Genomic DNA, 25,299 nt, shown 5'->3' with positions numbered 1-25,299 from the left:
CAAGGCGAATAGCTGCAATAATGGTTATTCCCTTATAAAGCTAATCAACGCAGAAGTAGGCAGCCAAAAACGCTCCAGAATGGCGAGTTTTAGCGATTCTGATGCTGTGTTAACGAGCTTAACCGTAGAATAACTATGCTCTTCACTCGTTGCCTTGCCTCAAAACCGCTAAACTCTCGCTGAGTGACTAAATGTTTATACTGATTGGTATTACACAAGTTACAAAGACATGATATAAAACAATAGATGGATTTCGAGCAGCACCAACTATAGTCACAGACTTGTTATGACCTCGCTGCCGCTCAAAGCTTGAATGATACAAGCAACTTATGGGTAAACCGCTGTTATTAAATTGGTCGTTAGAATCAAACCGCAGCTAAACCACTCAGTTTACAGCAACGTTTTGTACTGAACGCAAATATTAACATTCGGAATTTAGATTATGTCCAATCCCGCTCAGCGAGCAAACAAACTGTTTGTGCAAACTTTTGGCACCCAAGCCGATGAGCTTTATTGTGCCCCTGGACGCGTTAACCTTATTGGTGAGCATACCGACTATAACGATGGCTTTGTATTACCAGCAGCCATTAACTTCCATACGGCCGTTGTGGCTAAACGCCGCGATGATTTGCAGTTTCGTGCGGTTTCAGATGCATATCCCGGCGAAATAGTCAGCTGGACTTTTGGCGAGGAAGGTACTCCACAAGCCAGACATTGGTCGAACTACTTAAAAGGCTTTACCGCCGCGATGGCAAGCTCTGGGCTTGCGCCAAAAGGGCTCGATGTAGCTGTTGTTAGCAATATCCCTATGAATGCGGGTTTATCATCTTCGTCAGCTTTAGAAGTTGCCTTTGGCACAGCTGTTAACGATTGCAGCCAAATAAAGCTCTCGCCTCTGGCTATTGCCCAATTGGCTCAACGTGGTGAAAGTCAGTTTGTAGGGCAACCCTGCGGCATTATGGATCAGATGATCTGTGCTCTTGGCGAAGAAGATCACGCCTTCTTGATTGATTGTCTCGATCTCGATAGTGAGGCTGTCTGCATTCCTGAAAACCTGAGTCTATTAATTATTAACTCAAACGTTAAGCGCAATGAAATAGCCGAACAATACAACTTACGTAAACAACAGTGCCAGCAAGCCGCTGAGCACTTTGGTCTAGAGTCACTACGCGATCTTAATTTAGCTACATTAGAAGCCGCTAAAGCTGAACTTGCTGACACGCATTACAAACGTGCTAAGCATGTTTTAACTGAAAATCGTCGCACCCAAAATGCCGCCTGGGCATTAGAGTCTGGTGATATTGCTAAGTTAAGTAAGCTCATGGCTGAATCACATATTTCAATGCGTGACGACTTTGAGATCAGCACCACTGAAATCGACTACCTTGTCGAGATAGTATCGGAAGTCATTGGTGATCGTGGTGGAGTTCGTATGACAGGTGGCGGCCTTGGCGGTTGTGTTGTTGCCCTTGTCGATCATGCACTTACCGACGCGGTCATTGCTACGATTGAACAAAAGTTTACTGAAAAAACCGGGCTAGAAGCAGATATTTACTTATGCTTAGCCAGTGATGGTGCCAAACGCATCGACAACTAACCAAAACGCTAACAGGACGAAAAATGGTACGAATTCGAACTCTTGAACCTTGGACGGATCCACGTGGTGGACAGATTGAACGCGTACTGATGGACAACGGCACGATTGCAGTTGAAGTCTTAAGCCTCGGCGGAATTATTCGCTCGCTGTGGACCCCAGATAAAGCAGGTGAGCGTGCTAATATTGTGCTGGGCTGTGATAGCGTCGAAGACTACCTTAAACAGCAAGCTCACTTAGGTGCCATTGCTGGTCGGTTTGTTAACCGAATAGCCAAAGGCCAGTTTTCTGTTGGCGAACAACACTACCAACTTGATATCAATCAGGCTGGTAATTGCTTACACGGAGGCCACGAAGGTTTCCACCGGAAAAACTGGCAATTAGGTGCGTTACCTGACGGGGTGCGTCTTTCCTTACGCAGTCCTGATGGCGATATGGGGTTTCCCGGTAACTGTAACGTTCAGTTGGATTACCGTCTTGTAGGCAGCAACTTATATGTCGAGATCTTAGCCTGCACAGATAAAACTAGCCCTATTAACTTATCTCAGCACAGTTACTTTAATCTTGATGCCAGTGACACAACACTTAATCATCAATTACAAACTGATGCGAAGCACTATCTTGCAATGGATGAAACAGGCATTCCTACTGCAGTGTGTACCACTGAAGGAAGCAGTTTAGATTTATCGGTAGCAACGCAACTGCAATCACTACTTGGTCAGGAAGAGTTTACTCGCACTAGTGGAATTGATCACTGCTATTTGTTGCCGCAAAGTGAATCTAAACTGCAACGATTTGGCACATTAAGCTCACCGCTAAGCGGTCGCAGCCTAACGCTATATACCAATCAACCAGGCGTACAAGTATATGGTGCAAACTATTTACAAGGTACGGTGGGTAAAGGACAACAAGTGTTAAAACAGTATCAAGGAGTATGTTTAGAGCCTCAGCAAATCCCTGATGCGCCAAACCAAGCTCATATTGCTGGAAACGCACTGGTTCATCCAGGTGAGATCTATCATCACATCAGTCGCTATCAATTTGAAAATGAGTAGCGACATTCATCCATAAAAAAACAGCGCCTTATAGGCGCTGTTTTTTTAATCGTCGTAATCGTCCGACCAATCGTCATCGTAATCGTCGCCATCGGCAGACTCTAACTCTGGCTCGTCGTCATCTTCAGTTGCAGCTTTGGCCTTTTTAGGTGCAGCAACGCTTTTTGGGTTGTTTGCTTCAACCCAGCCTTGATGCTTCGCCATAAATTCTTCTCTGGCTGCAAACCAAGCCGCACCGCAAGTCTTTTCAACTTCAGCGATTGCGTTGTCATCAAGCTCATGTAAGTTAGGCTTAACAATATCCTCTGCGTATTCAATAATTGATTCGCGAGTCGCATTGTAAAAATATACACGGCCAGCTGAAGCATCTGGAAATTGCTTATCATAAATAAGAATGGTATTGCCACGAGCAGTTCTTAGCTCACCGTACCAAACTGGTTTTTTTGAAGTCTTATACATATATGTTAATGCCCTTAAATCAACACATACAAAAATAAATAAGAAGTAAATTGCGCTAACACTTACCTCAGTTTTCCCCATATTTTTTCATCAGGGACAGAAGCGGTATTTTTACAGATTTTTGCCGAATATCAATAGTTGAAAATGCGAAATATCACTATCAATGATGAAATAAATCACATAAATTATTCAGCTCTTATCGAATTTAGTTCAAAGCAGCGGTTATTCAAGTTTTTCGTTAGCAATTAATGTAAAAAAACATCCCAACAGTTAACAAACCTCACAACATCAACCGTTTACATAACAAATACCAACCAAAGACAACAAGCTCTCTGCCACTACAACTAAGCTATCGCTATTGTGTTAAGCCAATATGACTCAAAATGTTGGGGCAAAATCCAAGCATAGTTGCTCACCTAAGAACGTTTAGCATTTCTCTACTAGCTCCACACCTTTCAACAGTTGGTTTAGTTGTAGCCAAAGGCGTAGATGCCATGACAAACCTTTTTCAATCGAAAGTGAGTAGCTGTATTGTGTAAATATAGGGCTACAAAGAAACTCCGCTCAACGGCGTAAGAATGGAACTTGTGTAGAAACAATATAATCCAGGCAAAAAAAAGCGGCCAAAAGGCCGCTCTTACTGAATTAACAAGCGACTAGAAAGAAGCTGTTACTGGATCAGAACAAAGACTCGTTGCGACTTCGCAGATCTTGTACTCAACTGATGCCGGTGCATTCGCGAAACGATCACGATAGCGACCATCGTTACTCGTTGTAGCAATGGCATTACCATCACGGTAAATAACCACATCATCACCAACAGCACCATCCCAAGTTAAGTCAACCAAAGCGCTGCCTCGGCGAGATAGTTTGGCACGTGTCACGCCTGCTGTGATGCTATGTTCAAACACTTCAACATCCATCGAGGCTGTATCAGTGTTGCCTTCAGCATCTGTTACCTGCATAGAAACCGTATAAACTCCCGCTGCGGCATATACATGTGTAGGGCTCATATCTGTTGATACGCTACCATCACCAAGATCCCAGCTATAGCTAACGATGTCATCATTCACATCACTACTTAAGTTAGTAAACGCAACATTTAATCCGTCAACAGCGTAACTAAAGTCTGCCACTGGTGCTGCTGGTGCAGCTTCTCCGACACCAGAAATAACCAATCCCCAACTATTAAGCGTTCCAGTATCAGCACCTACGTTATCGCTAACTGATAAGCTCCAAGTGCCTGTAGCGATTTCACCATTAAAGGCGCTTAAGTCCCAGTTTTTAACGATATCATCAGCATTACCGCCTTCACGGTTATGCAATACAACCTCTGTTCCTGCAGGCGAAGTCAGTGTTACTACTAAGTCACCAATCCAAGTATGTGAAATATCAACATCAGCGTTAACACCGAATACCTGTACGTCATCTGCAACATCAATTGTACTTACAATACCAGCAGGATCATTGTCAGGTATTGAGACTGAGTCGGTATTTGAGTAGGTAAAATCTTGAATACCTTGCGGTAAAACGCTCAAAGCTACTGACTTACTCTTCACAGTAGTACCATCATCACCTGTCACGGTAATGGTATAATCGCCCCATGCTGCCGCAGCATCAGTAGCAACATCTACGCTAAAGCTTTCGCCAGCCATAACGCTATTACTTGATAGAGTTACCCCTGCAAGCGCTGGAGAGACAGCAACAGATAACGCAACCGTACCATCCCAACCCGCTACACTACCTACGCTGTAGTCATAACTTGTTGCACTACCAGCCTCAATGGTTTGTGAAGCTGGCGTGACGCTAAATCTATATCCAGGCTCCGGATCAGCTAAATCAAGTGCATTCGCCACATTTAATCGTGAACCCGCAACCGTTTTACCAGTAAGATCTGCATTGGCATCACCCGAGTCCATTAGCAACTGTTTCATTTCGACTGGAGTTAGATCAGGATTAATTGACCAAACGAGGGCGGCAGCACCAGCAATGTGCGGCGTAGCCATTGAGGTACCTGAGAAGGTTGAATAAGTATTACCAGGGGTTGTTGATAAAATTGCCGAACCGGGCGCTCCCATATCAACACTCGTTAAGCCCCATTGAGAAAAGCTCGACATCGCATCATTGCGGTCTGTACTGGCAATAGACATTACCGCATCCGAATCATAGCTAGATGGATAATGCGGGTTAGCGTCATTATCTACCGCACTGTTACCAGCTGCGGCAACAAATAAGATCCCTGCATCGCCACCTGATTCAATTGAATCTTTTAACGCTTGGCTAAAACCACCGCCACCCCAAGAGTTGTTGGTCAATTTAATATCAACACCATGATTAACCTTCAAGTCAGTCATGTAATCAATACAAGCAATTGCACCCTCAGTAGAACCTGAGCCGCTAGCATTCAAGAACTGACAACCAATGATGCTAACATCCCAGTTTACACCTACTACACCGACTCCATTATTTCCGGAAGCCCCGATAGTACCCGCCACGTGAGTACCATGGCCGTTACCGTCCATAGGATCACCGCTATTATCATTAGCATTAAAACCATGAATGTCATCGACTACCCCATTGCCATCATCATCGATGCCATTGCCTGGAATTTCATTCGGGTTCACCCACATATTAGCTTGTAGATCAGGGTGGTTATAATCAACACCGGTATCAATCACACCGACGATGACAGAGCTGTCACCCGTAGTCACATCCCAAGCTTCAACAGCATCAATATCGGCATCAGCCGTCCCACCATCTTGCCCAGTGTTATGTAAGCCCCACAGAGACACAAAGTCTGGATCATCTGGTGTACCAATCGCTTTTATTACATAGTTTGGCTCAGCATATTTTACAGCAGGATGGCGACTAATAATCTTGATCGCTTGTTCCACATCAGAGCCTGCTCTCAGAGTGAGTTTAGCTAGCTTGCCATCAAGTAAGTTAGCAAAGCGATCATCGATACCATTAGCATCCATATCTCGCATAGATGCTCGCACTAAACGCTGGGCTGAAGCACGTTCACTCTTAGTGGCATTATCTTTGTAGACGACCAGTAAAGAATCTTTAATGTATTCATGTTGAGTTGGCATTTTGGCTTGCACTGGTGCAGATGAAACCGCAATAACTCCAGCAATAGCAGCGGCTAATGGTGTTAACTTTTTAAGCATAAACTAATCCTTTTAGTCCTTTAAATTCCCCAAACCGGTACAGCAAACCGCCAACACGCTCTAATCGTTAGGTGTTGTGATATTCCGGAATTTGTAACCACAGGAATTGTTGCCATAGAGCCTACAGTTTTAAAAGATGGCGTAATTCATTTAGCACTAAACTACTAATCCCATGGCACTACACCAGTCGCTAAAAAATAAAAAGACTTCGAAATTAAAACAATAATCTCAATAACTAAGGAGCAAAAATGGGTAAGTTCAACCTATTTTAGCGCAGGCAAATAAATAGACTTTTTTCTGATTGCGGGAAAAAAACAGCAGAGTAACTTGAGGAACTTATCTGGCGAGCAGCCTAATACCGGCTAACTCAACAGCAAGCCGTAAAGTTAACTGTATTAACTTTACACTCCAGAAAAAAGGAGCGTTAAGTGTCCGTTTTCAAAACAATGGGAACCCTTATTTGCCTAATGCTGTATTCAATCTCCAGTGCAGCTGATGATATTGAATTAGCAACAAGTGAGCTCCCCATAACACTGCAAACACTTCTCGAGAGTTCAGGCCGAAGCAATGTAATTGGTCTTGTTCAAGCCGGTGTGCTTAACCAAGCGACATTAAGTCAAACTGGCGCAAGCAACATGATCGACCTCATTCAAGTTGGCAATAGCAACCAAGCAGAAGTGGTTCAGCTTGGTCAAGATAACGAAGTCGAGCTCTTACAATTAGGTGCAGATAACCAAGCGTTTATTACCCAAATTGGCGATGACAATTTAGTGCAAATAAATCAGCTGGGCAGCGCCAGCTTTTCAATTGAACAAATTGCAGACGGTGCTGCAATGACAATTACTCAATATTAAACAGGGAGAGTCAAATGAGATCGCAAACAACTAAAACCATGATCGCACTTGCCATTACAGCAAGCTTAGGTATCAGTAGCAACGCCCTAGCAGATTCCGCAAACGCTGTAGAAATCAACCAAACAACAGCGGCTTCGGGGGCTGTTGTTGGTCAAGACGCAACCGTTCGACAAACAGGTGATCTGCATATTGCGACAGTCACACAAACTGGTGATGCTCAAGAAACAAATATCACTCAAGACGGTGTATGGATTGAGGCCTATGTTGAGTCTACTGGTGAAGGAAACATAATAGACATCAACCAAACTGAAGACTGGCATATAACTTCAGCGGACGTCACTGGTAACGATAACGTAGTCGATGTTGGTCAGTCTGGCTTTTTCAATGAGCTTGATATTGACGTTAGCGGTGATGGCAATGAAGTCGACGTCACTCAAGCTGGCGAGCAAAATAGTAGTGTAGTTGAACTCATTGGCGATGAAAACACAGGTTATATTGAACAAGACGGCAATAACAACTTTGCGACTTTTCGTGTTGAAGGCGATGGTAATGACGGCGATATCACCCAGTATGGTGATGATAACGTAGCAGGCTTTGTATCTTTAGACATCACACCTAACGTGGGTAACAACAATGATGTCGAAGTGTACCAAGAAGGTAATAACAACTTAGGTGCCGTAAAGGGCGTTGCAGGCGATAACAATAACTTTGTCGTATCACAAGAAGGTAATGATAACACCGGGTTTGTTTATCAGCTGACAGGCTCTGATAATGAAATAGAAATCGATCAAATCGGTACAAACAACACAGCTTATCTAGCCGTTACAACAGGCAATGATAACGATATAGAGATTGAGCAAGATGGCGTATCTAATACTATCGGAGATACCTTAATTGCTGATATTCAAGGTGATGACAATACACTTCGTATCGAACAAGATGGCGACAATAACGCAGCAGAGTTTCAAGTCTGGGGCAGTGAAAACAGCGTAACACTTGACCAAGAAGGCGATAGCAACTTTGCCACTTTTGGACAGTACGGTGATGATAACGATATTTCAATCATTTCAGATGGCAACAATAATGAGGCCGTTGCTTTCACTGAACTAGATGATAACAGCATTGAAATCGCTCAAGAAGGCAATGACAACTTTGGCTACGCTGATGTGTTTGGCTTTGGCAACGATGTTGACGTTGAGCAAGATGGCAATGAGAACGAAGCATTAGTGTCTGTTGTTGGTCTTGATAACAGCGAAGTTGAAATGACTCAAGAAGGCGATCTTAACCTAATCGATCTGATTATTGTCGGTGACGAAAACATCGCGACTATTGCACAAAACGGTAACGGTAACTGGGTTGGCGGCGAAGTTGATAGTGCCTTTGAAGTTAACGGTGTTGATAACACCCTAACTATTGCACAAACAGGCAATGACAACTTAGTTATGGGTTCACAAACCGGTTCTAGTAACGTTATTAACGTAACGCAGACAGGTGATTTCAACACTGCGACTGTTATGCAAAACTAAAAATAAACTCGCAATTGACTAATAAAGGGAGCTGATGCTCCCTTTTATCTAAATTGGAATCAAAGTCTGTCGCTATGAACACAACTCAAACTGACTTTGATAAGTTTGCGCCCAACGCAGCAGTTCAACTCTATTACGAGACTGAGTCTTTCTGAAAATTGAAGATATGTGAGCTTTTACAGTATGCTCACTAATACAAAGTTGATGAGCAATCTCTTTATTACGTGCTCCACTTGAAACCAGTTGTATAATGGTTTTTTCTCGCTCAGTTAGCATCTGCAGCATCACCACGGCATCTTCAACCTGCTCTACACCGCTATCTAAACGCTTAACCAAATGATTAAACATTTCACTAAGCAATACTCTATCGTACCAAAGCTCATTAGCGACCATTTTACGTAACCCAGTTAACAGCAAATCCATTCCTTGATCTGCATACAATAATCCTTTGATCCCAAGCAGCAAAGCCGCTTTTGGATCTAATGTTCCCCGCTCAACTTGGTATAATGCTATCGGAAATTGCGAAACCAGCCGCGCCGCAACTAAAGGGATCCCTTTACTGTCAAGTGCAGTACCTTTTTGTGCAACCAGATAAAACCGGTTGCATTCCTTAGCCATTACAAGATCTGACGGCTTCTTAATCACTCTGGTTTTTAACCCTATCGACTCAGCTAAAATAGCTAAATGACACGGTGACGCAACCTGATGAATAAAAACTAACTCATCGATTTGACTCATTGAATTCTCTCCATGAACATGAGCGGATCAGCAAAGACAGATAGAGAAATATGCTCTCTAGCTTTCCAAGCGTGATATTCGCCAACAAGCTTTGCAACATTATTATAACATTATGAAGTGAATAGCTATAAAAACCTGCCTACACAAGCTTATTATCTACAAAAAAAAACGTATACGGCAGAATAGACTAAAAATTACATATTGAATGCAATGTTTGAGATGGAAGAGAAAGGAAATATTTACCTTTCTCATCAATAAACTAGATAAGAATCACCACTATGCAGGCGCCCAATACCCCAAAGCGACTCCTTTTTCTACCAATTCTGATACCGCTAACTCAATTGCTTGCAATACACAGAATTGCACCGGCTCATTAGTTGTAAAACCAATCTCAGCCTCAGCAAGACGATTCAAACTGGTAAAACGAATAAGCCCAGCTCGCATCTCTTGTGAGAATACCCGCTTAGTCGTCGAGACAGACATCATCACTTTTCCGGTATGCACATCAACAGCACGTAAATAGATAGTCACTTGATCTTCTCGATACAGCTCAGAGGCACCAATACCGTAATACTCTACACCCGCTCCACCAGTGCTAATATTAGTTTCATAGCTAATAATGCCGCCTTCCAAAAGCAGGCGCGCATTTGTCAGCTGTGGCACTTCCTCTTTTTTGGCTTTCACCGTTTGTTTTTTAGTAATTTTTCTCTCGGTAAGTAAATTTTGCAGCCCTTCTCTTTCAACTGGGGTAAACCATTTTGAATCCAGTAAGGTTTGCACTAACATCGAGGTCGCGCCTTGGGTCACCGCTGTAGAAAACGAGCTCACATTTTGCTGCGGCTTATACTGCCCAGTTTGATCTCTAAAGGAATATACCGCGACAGGGATAGGATATTTAGGGCCAGGCTTTGCCATTAAATTCTGCATGGTTTCACTGACAGGGTTTAATTTAGCCTCAGTAATATTCAGCTCAGGTTTTGGTACCAAACTACAAGCAGATAGAAACGCAATAAATAGGAAAGTAATAAGGGTTTTCATAAACTACCCTCCATATGTCGGCATTTCAATGACAGTTACCTCACCTGTAATAAGGTTTGTAATAGTCAACATTACCCCGCCACCAATAGAGGCAACTTCAATTCTGAAATCCCCCGTATCATAAGTGCCATCAGTGATCTCACCACTTGCAACACCACGCGTGATTGTATTCATAATGTTTCGCTCTAAAGATTCTTTAAAACGGCTTACAAAATCTTTCTCATCTGACGTTGCGGTATGATCGTTTTGGGCATTGGCTTTGTTCAACAAATAAGACCCGTTCAAGGCTGAACCACCAAAACTCGGGTTAATTGGGGTGTAAACAAGCTCGGTTGCTTGGCTAGTTCCAACAAGGAATAGTCCAGCAATAATTAACATCCTGTTATTCATTATTCTTATCCTAATATCCATCTGAGCTGTCGGCTAACTCACCTGTTATCGCATTTGCCCTAACACGTGCTAAATGGTCAATAGTCAGTAGAATCGCTTGCTCTGCTCTTTCCTTTATCGGACTAGCTCTGCGTCCAAAATGAGTTTTGTAAACCGTGGTACCGTTAACCTCAAGTGTCAGCAACGTACCAGCTTGGGGGAAAACCGTCTCGTATAAGGTGACATTAAAACCTTGGGTAAATGGCAAATCACGCCAATAGCTTGAGTAATAAAAACTAAAGTCTTTACCAAAACGAGTCAGAGTCCTATCTATCACTAAACCACTAATTTCTATGTCGCTTTCCTGCGCTTTAGCAGGCAAAAGGCAACAAGAAATAACCAAGAATATTGCAAGTAGCACCCGCATAGCTAATACAGTCCTAGTATTAAAATAACCAAATACAGCGGCGACACCACTAACTAATAAAACTAAAGCGGTGCTAAAAAGCTGCCTGTATTTATCGTTTTTCTACCCTAACAGCTATCAGATTAATTTTGATGCTCTCGCAAGGCTGTTTATCGCTCTATGACTAAAAATAGAAAAAGGGCGTAGTACTTTTGTAGGGGGGCGCAGGTACAAAAAAACCAGCCGTAAGGCTAATGCTGATCATTTAAGAATATAAACGATCAATTGTCCGATCTTTAAAAGGCTTCAAAATCCAATATCAGAAATGATATTGGATTTTTTTATGTCTTTAGAACAAGCTTTCTGTACCGCTTTTGAATACCACCAAGAAGCCACGGCTTTTACAAACCTCCATCACTTATTGGATGAAAATATAATCCGGCAAGCCTTCGAGGCTGCTGGAGTTGCCACGGTTAGGAAACGTTAATTACCACTTGATGCCATTATGTGGTCAGTGATTGGTATGAGCTTCTACCGACAGCAGTCTGTATGGGAACTCGCGAATCACATGGAGCTAATGTTACCTGGTAAAAAGAAGCTCGTTGCCCCAAGTGCACTCGTTCAGGGGCGCCAGAGGCTTGGTGTTCAAAGTATGAAAAACTCCTTTCAAATGATGGCGGAACATTACTATAAGCAAGCTGATTTTGAGACTTGGTGTGGGCTAAACTTGTTAGCTGTTGATGGTGTTGTTTGGCGTACTCAGGACACGCCTGAGAATCGCCTCGCTTTTGGCTCGCCATCAAACCAGCGCGATGACACTTCTTTCCCTCAAGTTCGAATGGTGTGCCATATGGAACTGACTAGCCATCAACTGATAAACAGTGCATTTGATCGTTACCAAAATAGTGAAATAAAATTAGCAGAAGAGCTCATTCAGTCCACTCCAGATCACAGCCTCACAATATTCGATAAAGGCTTTTACTCCTTAAACTTAGTCTATCAATGACAGCAAAGCGGTGAGGAACGGAACAGGCTGATACCTGTAAGAAAGGGGCTCCAATATGAAATCATAAAATCAAATGGTCGATTAGATAAACAAGTCAAACTAAAAATATCGGCTCAAGCTCGGAAGCAAAACCCTGACTTACCTACGTACATTGAAGCGAGACTAGTGACTAAGTCAATAAAAGGGAAGTTACATCAAGTATTAACTTCAATGATTGAGCCCTTACGCTTCTCAAGTGCTGAAATCGTAGAACTTTATAGTCATCGCTGAGAAATCGAGCTTAGCTACAGAGAGATGTAAACAGACACTATTAAACAACGAGTACACATTAAGAAGCAAAAAATCAAAGATGGTTGAGCAGGAATTATGGGGCTTGTTACTAGGGTATAACCTGATGCGCCAAGCAATGACAGAGGCCTCATCCAGAAAAGGAATATGGGCCAATCGCCTCAGCTTAAGAAACTGTGCGAGTATGATACTTAGCTATCTAGCCAGATTGCCACTAATGAGCCCGGGCAATCTACCAAAACATTATGAGCAACTGATAGAGATACTTGGGAATTTTGAACTACAAACAAAGCGAGTAGATAGAGTTTTTTCGAGGGCTGTTCAACCTAAACCTAGCAAATCCCCCTATAAAAAGAAAAATGCCAGTCAACTTAACTGACTGGCATTAGCCGTAAGGCTGGTTTTTGTAACGTGTTACTGTGTTTCAGACAGCAATCGCTTTATAGCATCTAGAATGGTAGTTTACGTATAAAATTCAAAAGCAATGTACGAGTGAATGAGTAAAACCTTTAAATTACAATAAAAGCCAACAAACATATCAATATTTACACTTTGCTGATTTATGTAAATATAAAAGTGCTTCGACCAGATAAACCCACTTAACTTTACAAAAGCTATGTGTTCAACTATACCTAATTAAACAAGTTATGCTTATGTACCAAATTTTCTAAAGCTTCCCTATTAATTAGCTCTACATCTGCTTTTTTAGCTTCATCATAGCCATCACGAGTAAAGTCTGTGGTCGTAATGCATATTTTTCTTGAAGCTCCCCTTGTAACAGCAAAACTATGAAGCCTCTGTATTGGAGTAGAACCGATATTTGATTTCGTATAACGTTTACACTGAACAATAACTAAATCGCCATTTCCATCATTACAACGTACATCAACACCACGGTCTCCAGCTTGTCCAGAAACAACAACATTAGTGAACCCTTCTAATTCTAATAATTTTGCAGTGAATACTTCAAACTCATAAGGGGCTAATTCCAATAAGTTTGCAATATTACTAGGAATTTGAGGTAGCGGACGCTTTGTGAAATAAAGCCCCCCCTCTATTGGTTCTGCATACAAGTTTAGTAAAGAATGGATTGAATTTTCAGAATCTTCCAATATATCTTTAAGTATTGCTCTTGTACCATTCTCAACAAACTCAGCAATTTTTAACAAAAATTGATCAAACGTAAATTTGTCTGATTTAAATAACAATTCTTCAATAACATATGGCACATATAAAGAAACCCGTTCAATGTATGGCGTATTAAAAATTTCATCCGAATAAGGAGTTATTGCTTTAGGAAGGTATTTACCTGTTCCTCTGTCCTCACAGACTCTTAAGAATGAGTCATGAAGTAGATGTCTATTCTTAGGTAAGTTCAATTGCATTAAACCAAGTGATTTTACCTTTTCATACATAGCTTTCAGCCACTGAGTTAATGTAAAAGCATCAAACAACTCATCCTGTAGCTCTACTGCGACCCGAAAAGAAATCTCATCGACATCGTGACCTTCACAATAAACTCTTCTTTCACTATCACTTAGCTTAATGAAAGTTAAAATTAAATCACTACTAAACGCATAATGAGCACTTTGCTGAATTCTCATGGAAGGATCTTTATTAGTTAAATCACAAGTCAATAAAGGTTCAAAGCCATTCATTCTTGCCAATAACTTTAATCTATTGAAATTAACGATCCATTCATTTGCAGGCACAGGTCTAAAATACAATACTAAAAAAGCATGTTCTTTTAATACCACATATGACTTTTCAAACAAGTCCTCTACATCACTCCACCATTGTTCTTTTTCTCTCTTATCTGGGCGCTCAGGAGAGTCTGTTACAATGACTTCGTTAGACAGCCTGTCATCGTCTGCCTTTAAGTCATACCCTAACCAAGGGTGGTAAAGCTGTGCCCTTTCAAAATAAGCATTCCCATCATTCCAAGGAGGATCGGTAACAACTAGATCAACACCTTCGGGTTGAATAGAAGACAAGAATCTTCGAAAATCATCGCAATGAAGCTCCGCATTTTGATAATTATTTAAGTCATACCCGTAGAGAGTTTTTGCCCTTTTATTAACCTGCTTAATTAAAGCATTCAATATATTACTCTCACGTAACATTTGAGGCGGACAATGTAGATCTTGGCTCTTACTTCTGTAGTCTTTGTATTTAGCCAATGGAATTACTGAAAGTAAGGCATCTTCAATAAATTTCTTACATAGAGGGTCTATTGCAAATAATTCTAGTTCTTTCCAAAGATAGGTCAAAACCAACCTGCTTCTCTTTGGAAACAGTTTTTTATAGTCTAAGAAATCAGAACTCAAATTAATACGTGAGTTTTCAATCAGCCTAAATTCAAAAAAGTCCTCTTCTACGGCTTCTATAGTATCTAAAACTTCTTGATCGTAATCATCAAAGTGTTTTTCTATAGCACCACATGATTTACACTTAAATTTTCCACGGAAAGTTATATTTTCCCCATTATCTCCTAACCTTTCATGGCTTGCTACCCCTGTGTAACGTAGAGGGGATCTATCGAAGAATAATGAGTCCAATGGTAATATCTGTCCGCAAACACAACGAGTGCGATAGAGGTTATCTATATATGGGCGTATATGACTCACAAATTCATTGAAAGAGTTTATAAGCTCTTGCTTGTCAGGCAAGGAAAATGGAGCAAATGCCATGCGATTTGTATAAACTTCAAACTCATTAGCAAGAACATTTCTGTCACACATAGCACCTGCGTATGCAAAACTCCCAGACCCTACAAATGGATCACAAATTATATCGCCTTCACTAGTTAGGGCATCAATAACTGTCTTAGCATGATTTATGGCCTTTCTTCCCTGAAACGGAAAAACTTGATCTTGGTGTGGAGGCTTATGATTTACTTCAGATAAAGACATAACTAAGTTATCAATAAGTTCACGAATTTCTTTTTGTTTTTCTTCACTAAATAACCAATACATCTATATAACCCTTGATATATCTTTTAAAGACCAATCTTTAAAGTCTAATACTTCTACCGTCAAATATTTTTTAATAAATAACCCAAATCGTTCAAAATAAGTAGAATTCTCTATGCTCTCGATTTCTAATAGAACTTCTTTCATAGCCAACTTAGGTAAACTTATTTTACTGTTACTTCCTAACTTTTTACATATGACTATTAGATCTCCATCCAAAGTTTTACCTGGAGAGGTTACAGCTTTCATTGATCGCCTTTGCTTTGGAATTGCAATAACATCTTCAGTAATACAGCCAGATTGCTCTATTGCAGCTTTTATCGACTCCCAGTGGTGTATATTCTTATCTAGATAAAAAAACACAAAATAACCACCATCTTTCAACATGGATAAAACAGAAGATATAGTATCGAACATTCTAGATTCATAGTTCTGAGAGTCTTTTTCCCTTCCTACAGCATTAGTCTTAACAATCTCCTTATCCCAAAGAGCGTCTGTTCTTTCACCAGCAACAATAGACCAATACAAATCAGAATATTCTAAATAAGGCGCATGATCGGCATATGGAGGGTCTGTAACAATTAAGTCTACTTTTCCCTGATATTTATATGGCAATAACTCTGCAGGTATTTGAAACACTTTAGCATTTGCATCTACAGTATTTAACTCACCTTCTTCCCACTTTAAACAATCGACAAAAGATTTATATCTTCTCTTTATGGCAACAATTGGATTTCGTGAAGTTAACTCTTTTTTTGGCCTCCAGTAAGGCCATTGAGAGCTAGCTTTCTTATCGCTAAGTCTTAATAATGGAATCATTGATGATAGGAATAATTTTAGAAACTTAGTTTCTTCATCATTAGTAACATTATTAGCTATGTAATTTTGAACATGGTTTATAAAAACTATATTTCTATTGGTAAAAAAATCAGACGCTTTAGCCCCTTTATGAACTGCAATACGAGTATTCTCAGTAAATTCAATTTTGGAAAAGTCTATAGGAGAGATTGATAAATTTATTGGTACAGGGTTAATGAATTCGACTTCCTTAACAATTTCAACCTTTCCTTTTAAGTTACCGTTTACCAATGGTTTTAACTTAGCTTCATCAAAAGCTAATGTAAATGCTCCATTTACATAATTACCCTCGACAAAAAATGTTTCACGCTCAACACACTTCCCATCATTTGTCTGATATAGAAAACTACTAAAGTTAATCCAATCTTCAACTGCGAGGTCTAGTACTTTTTTAAGTCGAATTGGGTCTTTTGCTGAACCAAGTATTGAGTCTACTAATAATTTAGAAACGGGACTTAAGTCACAGCCAATGGCATTCCTTTTGTTCTTAACTGCCGCCACTATTGATGTACCAGACCCCATAAAAGGATCTGCAATAGTGTCCCCTTCTTTTGTGTAGTGACAGATAATTGTTTCTATTATGTTTAATGGCTTTCTAGCCCAGTATGGATGAATCAACCCTGCTGGATAATCGTGTTCTGGCAGTAATCGTTCAATTTTTGTTTTAAAACTATTCATTTGAAAATAAAAATAAATATTCTGTTACTTCTTTGTGCCTTGCTTGACCTTGACCTGTATGCATCAAGTTAAACTCCAACACTTCTAGTTTTAATTTTTTTTCTTCGGCTAACTTATAGAAAAACTCTTTTTCTACTAGTGACGAGCAAGCGTAACTAATTGCTAATTTGTTACCATAAATGAGACAAGAATTACAAAGCTCATCAAAAGCACCTCTAACCAAGCTCTTTTTCCCAAAATCAGAAACAATTCTATCATCTCGATAACGTCCCTTCGTTGTTTCACCTAATCGAGGGTTAAAAGTAAGCAATGGATAATCGTAAAGTACGAAAGTATCCAAAACATGGTAGTACCTAGAATAATGTTCCTTAAAGTAAGGAGGATCAGCATAAACTATTGAAGATGAATCTAATGCTAATTCTCTAAGCGCATCTTTAAAATCTAGATTAAAAACAGTATTTGAGTCTGACAAGTCAACTAAAGTCAGTAAATTTAATCTTTCTATAACAAAATCAATAATTTTTAGATTTCTACGCACTAATAAACTTTTAGAGTTCTTATCTGTAGATGGTTTAAGAAATTGCGCTAAATGAGTTGTACTTGAAACACAATAGGTCAAAGCAGAAACCACACTAGCGATTAAATGAGCCTTGAGATCCTCACTCAAACTTTCACTCAATTCTCTTAAATAATCAATCTCAGCACACTGTCTAACACCAAAGTACGTATTACGGTAATATGCCAAAAACAGCGTCCAATCTTCATTAGACTTTAAATCACTAACGCTCTCTAATGTACCATTACATAGCTCTGTAGATTCACAAAAATCTCTATAATCTTCCCATATAAACCTATTATCATTTAATGCCGTAATAAACGACTTCTCTTTGAAGTAATCAGCTAAGTATATGCTTCTGCTTTTGTGAAACAACTTATCATCTGATATGGCTTGCAATGAATGAACTAGACTTTCAATATCCGTTCTTGAATGAGTAAGTAACGAGGACAAAACAGCAGATGAATAAGGCTGAATATCGTTAGCACTAACCTTATAGCCACGCATTTGAGCATGGAATGCAACAACCCCAGAGCCAGAAAAAAGATCTACGAAATGGGATAAATCCTTAAATTGAGCCTCTACCCCATTCAAAATATTTCCTACAATCCGCCCCTTGCCGCCCATATATTGCATAGGCAGCGGCAACTTAGTCGAATATATAGGATCACTTTTTGAAAGCTCCGAGCCTTTTCCGCTCAAACTCACCCCACACCCCCAACACTGTATACAAAATGATAATCTAATAAAGGATGCAGTCTAGCATGGTTGCGCCTTTTAGTCATTTGCCTAAAACCTACTTTGTAACTCCCCATTCAAAAACGAAAAACAAATAGAGCAATAATTGACCACGTGTAACTTTTAGAAGCCTCTTAATGAAGAAAGAACGCTTATATCATAGTTGTCTAAAATTATTTCAATATTCGTAACTTGGTAAGCCCCTAGAACAGTAGACACTTCATAGAGTTGTAATGACCCAAAGTATGAGGTGTTACATGCGCGGAAAACGTTTTCCCGATGAGTTTAAAATTGAAGCTGTCAAACAAGTCACTGAGCGTGGTTATAAAATCGCTTATGTGGCAGAAAGATTCGGTATAACAACCAAAAGCTTGCACAACTGGATTAACAAGTTCGATAAACCAGAGAAGCAACACATAACTATCGATAATCAGCAAGACGAAATTCGTAAACTAAAAGCAGAGCTTCGGCGAGTTATACTAAAGGATGCCGCCGTGTGCTTTGCAAGCGAGTCAAAGAAAAGTACACGTTCATAAAGTCTCGACTCGACCAATATCCCATAGCCGTACTGTGCCGAGTGCTTAATGTTCATCGCAGTGGTTTTTATGCTTGGCTAAAGCAGTCCAGCAGTAATCGAACCATTGAAGATACATGTTGTCTGGGCAAAATTAAGCAATTTTGGCTAGAAGCGGTTGTGTCTACGGTTATCGAAACCTGACTTTAGACTTGAAAGACGATGGTGAAAGTGTCGGGAAGAATCGTGTTTATCGGATAATGAAGGAAGCCAAGGTAAAGGCTATACGTGGCTACAAGCGCAATCCAAGCTTTGGAGGTGGGAATGTTAGCCATACTGCACCAAATACGTTAAATCGTGGCTTTGATGTCGCAGAACCCAACAAGGTTTGGGTGACCGACTTTACCTATATCCGCACTCATGAGGGCTGGCTATATTTAACAGTTGTTATTGACCTCTTCTCTCGTCAGAGCGTGGGCTGGACGATGAAAAACACACCTAAAGCTGACTTAGTAATTGATGCGCTATTAATGGCCATTTGGCGACGTTCACCGAAAAGTAAGGTTTTGATACATTCCGACCAAGGAGTGCAATATACCTGTTCTGATTGGCGGAGTTTTTAAAAGAGCACAATTTAAAAGCCTGTATGAGTCGACGAGGAAACTGTCACGATAATGCTGTCGCCGAAAGCTTTTTCTTATTGCTGAAGAAAGATAGAGTTAAGAGAAAAGTTCATAAAAACAGAGGCGATGCTCGCTCGGAAATATTTAACTATATCGAATATTTCTATAACCCTGTGCGTCGTCATGGTAGTAATAATGGACTGTCTCCAATGCAGTTCGAAAAGCAATACTTTGAGAAACAGTTAAGTGTCTAAGATATTAGGAGCTTACCAAACACCTCCTTTTTTTACACATTTATTATCTATAAGTCTAAAACTAAAGACCTACTTGTCAAAATTAAAGTGTAAAAAAGAAAACCCAGCTTTTACACTGGGTTTACTCTATTTATCTATCCTAAATTTACACTTTCACAAAGTTCCAGGCTAGAACGGGATATCGTCGTCCCAACCGTCATCCAAATCTGGAGTGAAGTTCTGCTGCGGCTGTGGAGCTGGACGCTGTTGTGGCGCCTGTTGCGGAGCTGGTGCAGATTGCGGCTTAGGTGCATAACCGCCTTGTTGAGGCGCTTGCTGCTGTTGTGGTTGCTGTTGGTAACCACCTTGCTGAGCAGGAGCTTGTGGCTTCGGCTGGTAGCTATTTTGTTGTGGTTGCTGCTGTTGCTGTGAACCGTAGCCACCTTGCTGCTGTTGGCCACCATAGTTTTGGTTGCCGCCTTGAGGAGCACCAGAGTTTTGGTTACGGCTACCTAGCATCTGCATGCTACCACCTTGATCGACAACTACTTCTGTAGTGTAGCGATCTTGACCGCTTTGGTCTTTCCACTTACGAGTCTGTAGCTTGCCTTCAAGGTAAACTTGAGAGCCTTTACGTAAATACTCACCAGTGATTTCTGCTAGTTTGCCGAACATCACAACACGGTGCCATTCAGTACGCTCTTGTTGTTGACCTTGTTGGTCTTTCCAAGACTCACTTGTCGCCACTGTAATGTTGGCTACGGCATTGCCATTTGGCATGTAACGTACTTCAGGATCTTGCCCTAAATTACCCACCAAAATTACTTTATTGACACCACGACTAGCCATTGAAATCTCCTGGAACGTATATTAAATTTTTACCTAATCGACAGAGCGTAACACAGCTCTGGCTTCTCTCAAATCGAAATGGTCATCTACTTTTAAATAAGCCACTTTATCTTCGAGTACAACTATTGCCTCAGCAACCCCTGTTAGTGCCGATAATTCAGTCGCCATGGTCACTGCACTCTGTTTATCGCTAACGTTAGCCTCTAAAGTGTAACTCTTCAAAAGCACTGGATTTTTCATACCAAAGGTTAATAAAAACCAAATAACCATCAAGCCTAAGGCTGCGGCAAACACCCCTGATGCACCTAATAATTGATAAGCACCACCACCCAATAAACCACCGCAAAACGCACCTAAAAATTGGCTGGTTGAATACACTCCCATTGCTGAGCCTTTATCACCCACAGGGCAAAACTTAGCAATTAAACTCGGCAATGATGCTTCAAGATAATTAAAGCCAGTAAAAAACAGCACTACAGCAATACTTAGCATCACTAAGTTATCAGCAAACATGGCCATTGAGCCAAGAGCTGCCATCATAATCAACAGCGCAACTTGGAACATACCTTTAGTATTGTTACGTTTAACGCCAATTATAATCAGCGGCACCATAAGTAAAAATGCCCCAATAAACGCAGGGAAGTAAAGCATCCAGTGTTTTTCTTTAACTAGCCCCGCGTCGACCAAGTCTAAAGGCAGAGCAACAAATACCGCAGTTAACACCAGATGCAGAATAAAAATACCAGCATCTAATCTAAATAGTTGTGGATCAAACAACATGCGCTTAAGTTTTTCAGGCGCAGCAACTGTGTCGCCCTTAGGCGCTTGCGAAATAGGATTTGGCACAAGCACTTGCACGATCAACATACCCAGCAAGGCAAGTCCTGCTGTCATAAAGAACAACCCAGATAGCCCAAGATGTTGAGCCACAATCGGACCAACAAGCAATGACAATGCAAACGAAAAACCGATACACATACCAATGATCGCCATCACTTTGGTACGCTGCTCATCTCGGGTAAGGTCGGCAGCCAAGGCTAAAACCGCTGCAGCAATTGCCCCCATACCTTGCAAAGCTCTACCGGCAACGACGCCATAAATAGACTCAGCATTGGCGGCAACTAAACTACCGATAGCAAAGATTAATAGTCCAGCCAAGATGATCGGCTTACGACCGAATTTGTCAGATAAGATCCCCATTGGGATTTGCAGAATTGCTTGTGTTAAACCATATGCGCCAATTGCAACCCCCACCCATAAAGGTGAAAACCCTTCAAGGTGTTGCCCGTAAAGAGCAAAAACAGGCATGATCATAAACAAGCCCATCATGCGCAACCCAAATACACTGGCTAAAGAAAACGCGACTTTTTTCTCAGTCTTAGAAAGTCCGTTATTGGCCATGCCCCCGCCTTGATCTGTCAACTTTTATTAGGTCGCGGAGTTTACCACGAAGTTTTTCATAGCCCAAAAGTAAAAACCAAAGATGCATACTTGAGTCATGTTTTAACTTGATATTGCATAAAACCACTCGTTCAAGCTGGTTAGCCCCTTTCCGTGTAGACAAGTTTTTTTCACCTACAATTGATAGTCTGTTCTGTCTATTTCCTGAGGTAAATTTGTGAGATACTTAACCCCTTTTTTCGGCTTTGAGATCTGAACGCTAGATGGAAAACATTGAAGTACGTGGTGCTCGTACCCACAATCTTAAGAACATCAATCTGACTATTCCTCGTGACAAACTAATTGTTATTACCGGATTATCGGGGTCAGGTAAGTCTTCTCTAGCGTTTGATACGTTATATGCAGAAGGACAACGACGCTACGTTGAATCTTTGTCTGCTTATGCGCGTCAGTTTTTGAGTTTGATGGAAAAGCCTGATGTTGACCATATCGAGGGCTTAAGCCCTGCTATTTCTATCGAGCAAAAATCAACATCTCATAACCCACGTTCAACCGTGGGCACCATTACCGAAATCTACGATTACTTGCGCTTGCTGTTTGCTAGAGTCGGTGAACCACGCTGCCCAACGCATGGTAAGCCGCTCGCAGCACAAACCATTAGCCAGATGGTAGATAAAGTACTTGAGCTGCCTGAAGATAGCCGACAAATGCTGCTTGCTCCTGTGGTTAACAACCGCAAAGGCGAGCACGTAAAACTCCTCGAGAGTTTATCTGCACAAGGTTATATTCGTGCCCGTATCGACGGTGAGGTCTGCGACTTAACCGATCCACCAGAACTCGATTTGCATGTTAAACACACCATTGAGGTGGTCGTTGACCGATTCAAGGTACGCGGTGATATCAAACAACGTCTTGCAGAATCATTTGAAACAGCACTTGAACTTTCAGGTGGAATTGCAACCGTTGCCAGTATGGACGCTGGTGATGATAAAACTAAAGCTGAAGAGCATGTCTTTTCAGCCAATTTTGCCTGTCCAATTTGTGGCTACTCAATGGCCGAACTTGAACCGCGTATTTTCTCATTTAACAACCCAGCCGGCGCTTGCCAAACCTGCGATGGCTTAGGTGTACAGCAGTTTTTTGATCCTGAACGCGTTATCACTAATACCGAACTTTCATTAGCCGGCGGTGCAATTCGTGGTTGGGATAGACGCAACTTCTATTATTTCCAGATGCTCACTTCGCTTGCAGAGCATTACAAGTTTGATATTGAAAAACCATTTGAGCAACTAAGCGCTGAAGTTCGTAAAATTGTGCTTTACGGCTCAGGCAAACAAAGCATCGCCTTTAAGTACATTAATGATCGCGGCGATGTTGTTGTTAGAAATCACCCATTCGAGGGTATTTTAAACAACATGGATCGCCGTTACCGTGAAACAGAGTCAAACGCAGTCCGTGAAGAACTAACCAAGTTCATTAATACCCAATCATGCCAAAGCTGCGGTGGTTCACGCCTGCGTGAAGAAGCACGTAATGTATTTATTAACGACTTAAACCTACCAGTGTTGACCCAATGGTCTATTGGCGAAGCCATGGATTATTTTGAACAACTGGAGCTTACTGGGCAACGTGCACAAATCGCCGAGAAAATCCTTAAAGAAGTACGCGACCGCTTAGGTTTCTTGGTTAACGTTGGTTTAAATTACTTAAGCCTGTCGCGCTCTGCCGATACCCTATCTGGCGGTGAAGCTCAACGTATTCGTCTTGCCAGCCAAATTGGTGCAGGTCTTGTTGGCGTCATGTATGTCCTTGATGAACCTTCTATTGGTCTTCATCAACGTGATAACGAACGTTTGCTACAAACCCTTATTCACCTAAGAGATTTAGGCAACACAGTTATTGTGGTTGAACACGATGAAGACGCGATTCGCATGGCAGATCATGTGATTGATATCGGCCCTGGTGCCGGTGTGCATGGCGGCCAAGTCATTGGTGAAGGAACATTACAAGACCTATTGAATTGCAAAGAATCTATCACTGGTCAATATCTCTCAGGTGAAAAGCAAATTCATATTAAAACTGAGCGAACCGAGTATGATCCAACTAAATTGATCGAACTGTTTGGCGCGTCGGGTAACAACTTAAAAGATGTTGATCTGCAAATCCCTGTTGGCTTATTTACCTGTATTACTGGCGTTTCAGGTTCAGGCAAATCAACACTGATAAACGATACCTTTTACAAAATTGCGCATATGCAGCTTAACGGCGCAACCGTTGATGAGCCGGCGCCTTACAAGAAAGTTGTGGGTATGGATCACTGCGATAAAGTGGTTGATATTGACCAAAGCCCAATTGGCCGAACCCCACGCTCTAACCCTGCGACTTATACTGGTATTTTTACCCCGATCCGAGAGCTTTTTGCTGCAACCCAAGAGTCTCGTACTCGTGGTTATCAACCTGGACGTTTCTCGTTTAACGTCAAAGGTGGCCGTTGTGAAGCTTGCCAAGGTGATGGCTTAATTAAGGTTGAAATGCACTTCTTACCCGATGTCTACGTACCTTGTGACAGTTGTAAGGGACAACGCTATAACCGTGAAACTCTAGATGTACGCTTTAAGGGCAAAAACATTCACGAAGTGCTGCAGATGACAGTCGAAGAAGCGCGACCATTCTTTGATGCTATTCCAGCCATTGCCCGTAAGTTGCAAACCTTAATGGATGTGGGTTTATCCTATATTCGTCTAGGACAAAGTGCCACTACGCTCTCAGGTGGTGAAGCGCAACGAGTGAAATTGGCTAAAGAATTATCTAAGCGTGATACAGGAAAAACCTTATACATTCTTGATGAGCCGACAACCGGCTTACACTTTGCCGACATTCAACTACTGCTAGATGTATTGCATCGTTTGAAATCTCACGGCAACACCATAGTTGTGATTGAACACAACTTAGATGTGATAAAAACTGCTGACTGGATCGTCGATCTTGGGCCTGAAGGTGGCTCAGGTGGTGGCACCATTTTGGTTGCAGGCACACCGGAAGAAGTTGCAGAGCACACCGAATCGCATACTGCTCGCTTTTTAAAGCCACTATTAGCCAAGTAATTAAGGTTGATAACGTAAAAGATGCATTTGGGTAATCTGATACTAAGCTTGGGCCTGGTGTGTTCACTTGGCCTTATACTTACTGCTGTGGTCGATCCGCTATTTGGTAAGTGCACAATTCACAGTGCGAGAGTCATTAGTAGTGATAGAGACTCCAGCAGCATAGCCCTATCAAATGGGACAGTGTCTACTGTTGCGACCGGCAATCTTAAGGCGCAATCCTTAATTCTGGTTGGCGCAAAGCGGCGCTTATTTTCAAGGGTTAAAGTT

General features: G+C 41.3%; 16 protein-coding genes and 2 pseudogenes. 7 read left to right on the top strand and 11 right to left on the bottom strand.

The features are described 5' to 3' along the window. Positions 1-442 precede the first annotated feature (442 nt). A complete protein-coding gene (gene galK / locus L884_RS0100310; protein ID WP_028765604.1) occupies positions 443-1,597 on the top strand; it encodes a galactokinase in 1,155 nt (384 codons plus the stop codon). A gap of 23 nt (positions 1,598-1,620) precedes the next feature. Then, complete coding sequence (locus L884_RS0100305; protein WP_028765603.1) at positions 1,621-2,649, top strand: aldose epimerase family protein; 1,029 nt, start codon at positions 1,621-1,623, stop codon at positions 2,647-2,649. A gap of 45 nt (positions 2,650-2,694) precedes the next feature. Here L884_RS0100305 and L884_RS0100300 read toward each other — a convergent pair whose 3' ends face one another. Together L884_RS0100300 and L884_RS0100295 are read right to left on the bottom strand one after the other, a co-directional pair. Continuing rightward, the gene (locus L884_RS0100300) at positions 2,695-3,108 is read right to left on the bottom strand and encodes a hypothetical protein (RefSeq protein ID WP_028765602.1); all 414 of its coding nucleotides are present in this window, start codon (positions 3,106-3,108) and stop codon (positions 2,695-2,697) included. 656 nt (positions 3,109-3,764) lie between these two features. Then, positions 3,765-6,278, bottom strand: coding sequence for a S8 family serine peptidase (locus L884_RS0100295; protein WP_028765601.1), 2,514 nt, complete (start codon positions 6,276-6,278; stop codon positions 3,765-3,767). Between the two features lie 446 nt (positions 6,279-6,724). Here L884_RS0100295 and L884_RS0100290 point away from each other — a divergent pair, with 446 nt between their 5' ends. Both L884_RS0100290 and L884_RS0100285 read left to right on the top strand, forming a co-directional pair. Next, on the top strand, positions 6,725-7,132 hold the full coding sequence (locus L884_RS0100290; protein WP_028765600.1) for a curlin: 408 nt from the start codon (positions 6,725-6,727) through the stop codon (positions 7,130-7,132). Positions 7,133-7,146: 14 nt separating this feature from the next. Further along, a complete protein-coding gene (locus L884_RS0100285; RefSeq protein ID WP_028765599.1) occupies positions 7,147-8,658 on the top strand; it encodes a curlin in 1,512 nt (503 codons plus the stop codon). A gap of 72 nt (positions 8,659-8,730) precedes the next feature. Here the strand turns inward: L884_RS0100285 and L884_RS0100280 are convergent, their stop codons facing one another. From L884_RS0100280 to L884_RS0100265, 4 genes are all read right to left on the bottom strand, one after another. After that, complete coding sequence (locus tag L884_RS0100280; protein ID WP_028765598.1) at positions 8,731-9,396, bottom strand: helix-turn-helix transcriptional regulator; 666 nt, start codon at positions 9,394-9,396, stop codon at positions 8,731-8,733. A 276-nt stretch (positions 9,397-9,672) separates the two neighbouring features. After that, positions 9,673-10,434, bottom strand: a complete 762-nt coding sequence (locus L884_RS0100275; RefSeq protein WP_028765597.1) for a CsgG/HfaB family protein — start codon at positions 10,432-10,434, stop codon at positions 9,673-9,675. A 3-nt stretch (positions 10,435-10,437) separates the two neighbouring features. Further along, the gene (locus tag L884_RS0100270) at positions 10,438-10,824 is read right to left on the bottom strand and encodes a curli assembly protein CsgF (RefSeq protein WP_028765596.1); all 387 of its coding nucleotides are present in this window, start codon (positions 10,822-10,824) and stop codon (positions 10,438-10,440) included. A gap of 10 nt (positions 10,825-10,834) precedes the next feature. Continuing rightward, the gene (locus tag L884_RS0100265; RefSeq protein WP_028765595.1) at positions 10,835-11,230 is read right to left on the bottom strand and encodes a curli production assembly/transport protein CsgE; all 396 of its coding nucleotides are present in this window, start codon (positions 11,228-11,230) and stop codon (positions 10,835-10,837) included. 322 nt (positions 11,231-11,552) lie between these two features. On the opposite strand from L884_RS0100265, the pseudogene L884_RS23440 reads away from it, so the two are divergent. Then, positions 11,553-12,882: pseudogene (locus tag L884_RS23440) on the top strand (IS4 family transposase). Between the two features lie 253 nt (positions 12,883-13,135). On the opposite strand, the gene L884_RS21510 reads toward L884_RS23440, so the two are convergent. Genes L884_RS21510 through L884_RS0100245 form a run of 3 tightly spaced genes read right to left on the bottom strand, consistent with a single transcriptional unit; the run spans position 13,136 to position 18,269 of the window. Continuing rightward, positions 13,136-15,478, bottom strand: a complete 2,343-nt coding sequence (locus tag L884_RS21510) for a restriction endonuclease (protein ID WP_051435475.1) — start codon at positions 15,476-15,478, stop codon at positions 13,136-13,138. Continuing rightward, positions 15,479-17,011, bottom strand: a complete 1,533-nt coding sequence (locus L884_RS0100250) for a DNA methyltransferase (protein WP_028765594.1) — start codon at positions 17,009-17,011, stop codon at positions 15,479-15,481. Continuing rightward, a complete protein-coding gene (locus L884_RS0100245) occupies positions 17,004-18,269 on the bottom strand; it encodes a DNA adenine methylase (RefSeq protein ID WP_156925628.1) in 1,266 nt (421 codons plus the stop codon). Before L884_RS0100245 ends, L884_RS0100250 begins: the two co-directional genes overlap by 8 nt. Before the next feature lie 293 nt (positions 18,270-18,562). Between L884_RS0100245 and L884_RS21505 the strand changes: the two are divergent. Next, positions 18,563-19,696 (top strand): annotated as a pseudogene (locus L884_RS21505) (IS3 family transposase). A 168-nt stretch (positions 19,697-19,864) separates the two neighbouring features. Here L884_RS21505 and ssb read toward each other — a convergent pair. Together ssb and L884_RS0100225 are read right to left on the bottom strand one after the other, a co-directional pair. Next, a complete protein-coding gene (gene ssb / locus L884_RS0100230) occupies positions 19,865-20,524 on the bottom strand; it encodes a single-stranded DNA-binding protein (protein ID WP_028765591.1) in 660 nt (219 codons plus the stop codon). 33 nt (positions 20,525-20,557) lie between these two features. Further along, entirely contained in the window at positions 20,558-21,925 is a 1,368-nt protein-coding gene (locus tag L884_RS0100225; protein WP_028765590.1) for an MFS transporter, read from the bottom strand. Between the two features lie 263 nt (positions 21,926-22,188). On the opposite strand from L884_RS0100225, the gene uvrA reads away from it, so the two are divergent. Beyond that, positions 22,189-25,029 (top strand): excinuclease ABC subunit UvrA, encoded by a 2,841-nt coding sequence (gene uvrA / locus L884_RS0100220; protein WP_028765589.1) that lies wholly within the window; start codon positions 22,189-22,191, stop codon positions 25,027-25,029. The last annotated feature ends 270 nt before the right edge of the window (positions 25,030-25,299 follow it).

The organism is Shewanella fidelis ATCC BAA-318, assembly GCF_000518605.1.
Classification (GTDB): Bacteria; Pseudomonadota; Gammaproteobacteria; order Enterobacterales; family Shewanellaceae; genus Shewanella; species Shewanella fidelis.
This window is presented reverse-complemented; position numbering and strand designations above follow the sequence as displayed.

Coding starts and splice junctions, on each gene's coding strand:
- galK (WP_028765604.1), top strand. CDS start 443: ATGTCCAATCCCGCTCAGCGAGCAAACAAACTGTTTGTGCAAACTTTT.
- L884_RS0100305 (WP_028765603.1), top strand. CDS start 1,621: ATGGTACGAATTCGAACTCTTGAACCTTGGACGGATCCACGTGGTGGA.
- L884_RS0100300 (WP_028765602.1), bottom strand. CDS start 3,108: ATGTATAAGACTTCAAAAAAACCAGTTTGGTACGGTGAGCTAAGAACT.
- L884_RS0100295 (WP_028765601.1), bottom strand. CDS start 6,278: ATGCTTAAAAAGTTAACACCATTAGCCGCTGCTATTGCTGGAGTTATT.
- L884_RS0100290 (WP_028765600.1), top strand. CDS start 6,725: ATGGGAACCCTTATTTGCCTAATGCTGTATTCAATCTCCAGTGCAGCT.
- L884_RS0100285 (WP_028765599.1), top strand. CDS start 7,147: ATGAGATCGCAAACAACTAAAACCATGATCGCACTTGCCATTACAGCA.
- L884_RS0100280 (WP_028765598.1), bottom strand. CDS start 9,396: ATGAGTCAAATCGATGAGTTAGTTTTTATTCATCAGGTTGCGTCACCG.
- L884_RS0100275 (WP_028765597.1), bottom strand. CDS start 10,434: ATGAAAACCCTTATTACTTTCCTATTTATTGCGTTTCTATCTGCTTGT.
- L884_RS0100270 (WP_028765596.1), bottom strand. CDS start 10,824: ATGAATAACAGGATGTTAATTATTGCTGGACTATTCCTTGTTGGAACT.
- L884_RS0100265 (WP_028765595.1), bottom strand. CDS start 11,230: ATGCGGGTGCTACTTGCAATATTCTTGGTTATTTCTTGTTGCCTTTTG.
- L884_RS21510 (WP_051435475.1), bottom strand. CDS start 15,478: ATGTATTGGTTATTTAGTGAAGAAAAACAAAAAGAAATTCGTGAACTT.
- L884_RS0100250 (WP_028765594.1), bottom strand. CDS start 17,011: ATGAATAGTTTTAAAACAAAAATTGAACGATTACTGCCAGAACACGAT.
- ssb (WP_028765591.1), bottom strand. CDS start 20,524: ATGGCTAGTCGTGGTGTCAATAAAGTAATTTTGGTGGGTAATTTAGGG.
- L884_RS0100225 (WP_028765590.1), bottom strand. CDS start 21,925: ATGGCCAATAACGGACTTTCTAAGACTGAGAAAAAAGTCGCGTTTTCT.
- uvrA (WP_028765589.1), top strand. CDS start 22,189: ATGGAAAACATTGAAGTACGTGGTGCTCGTACCCACAATCTTAAGAAC.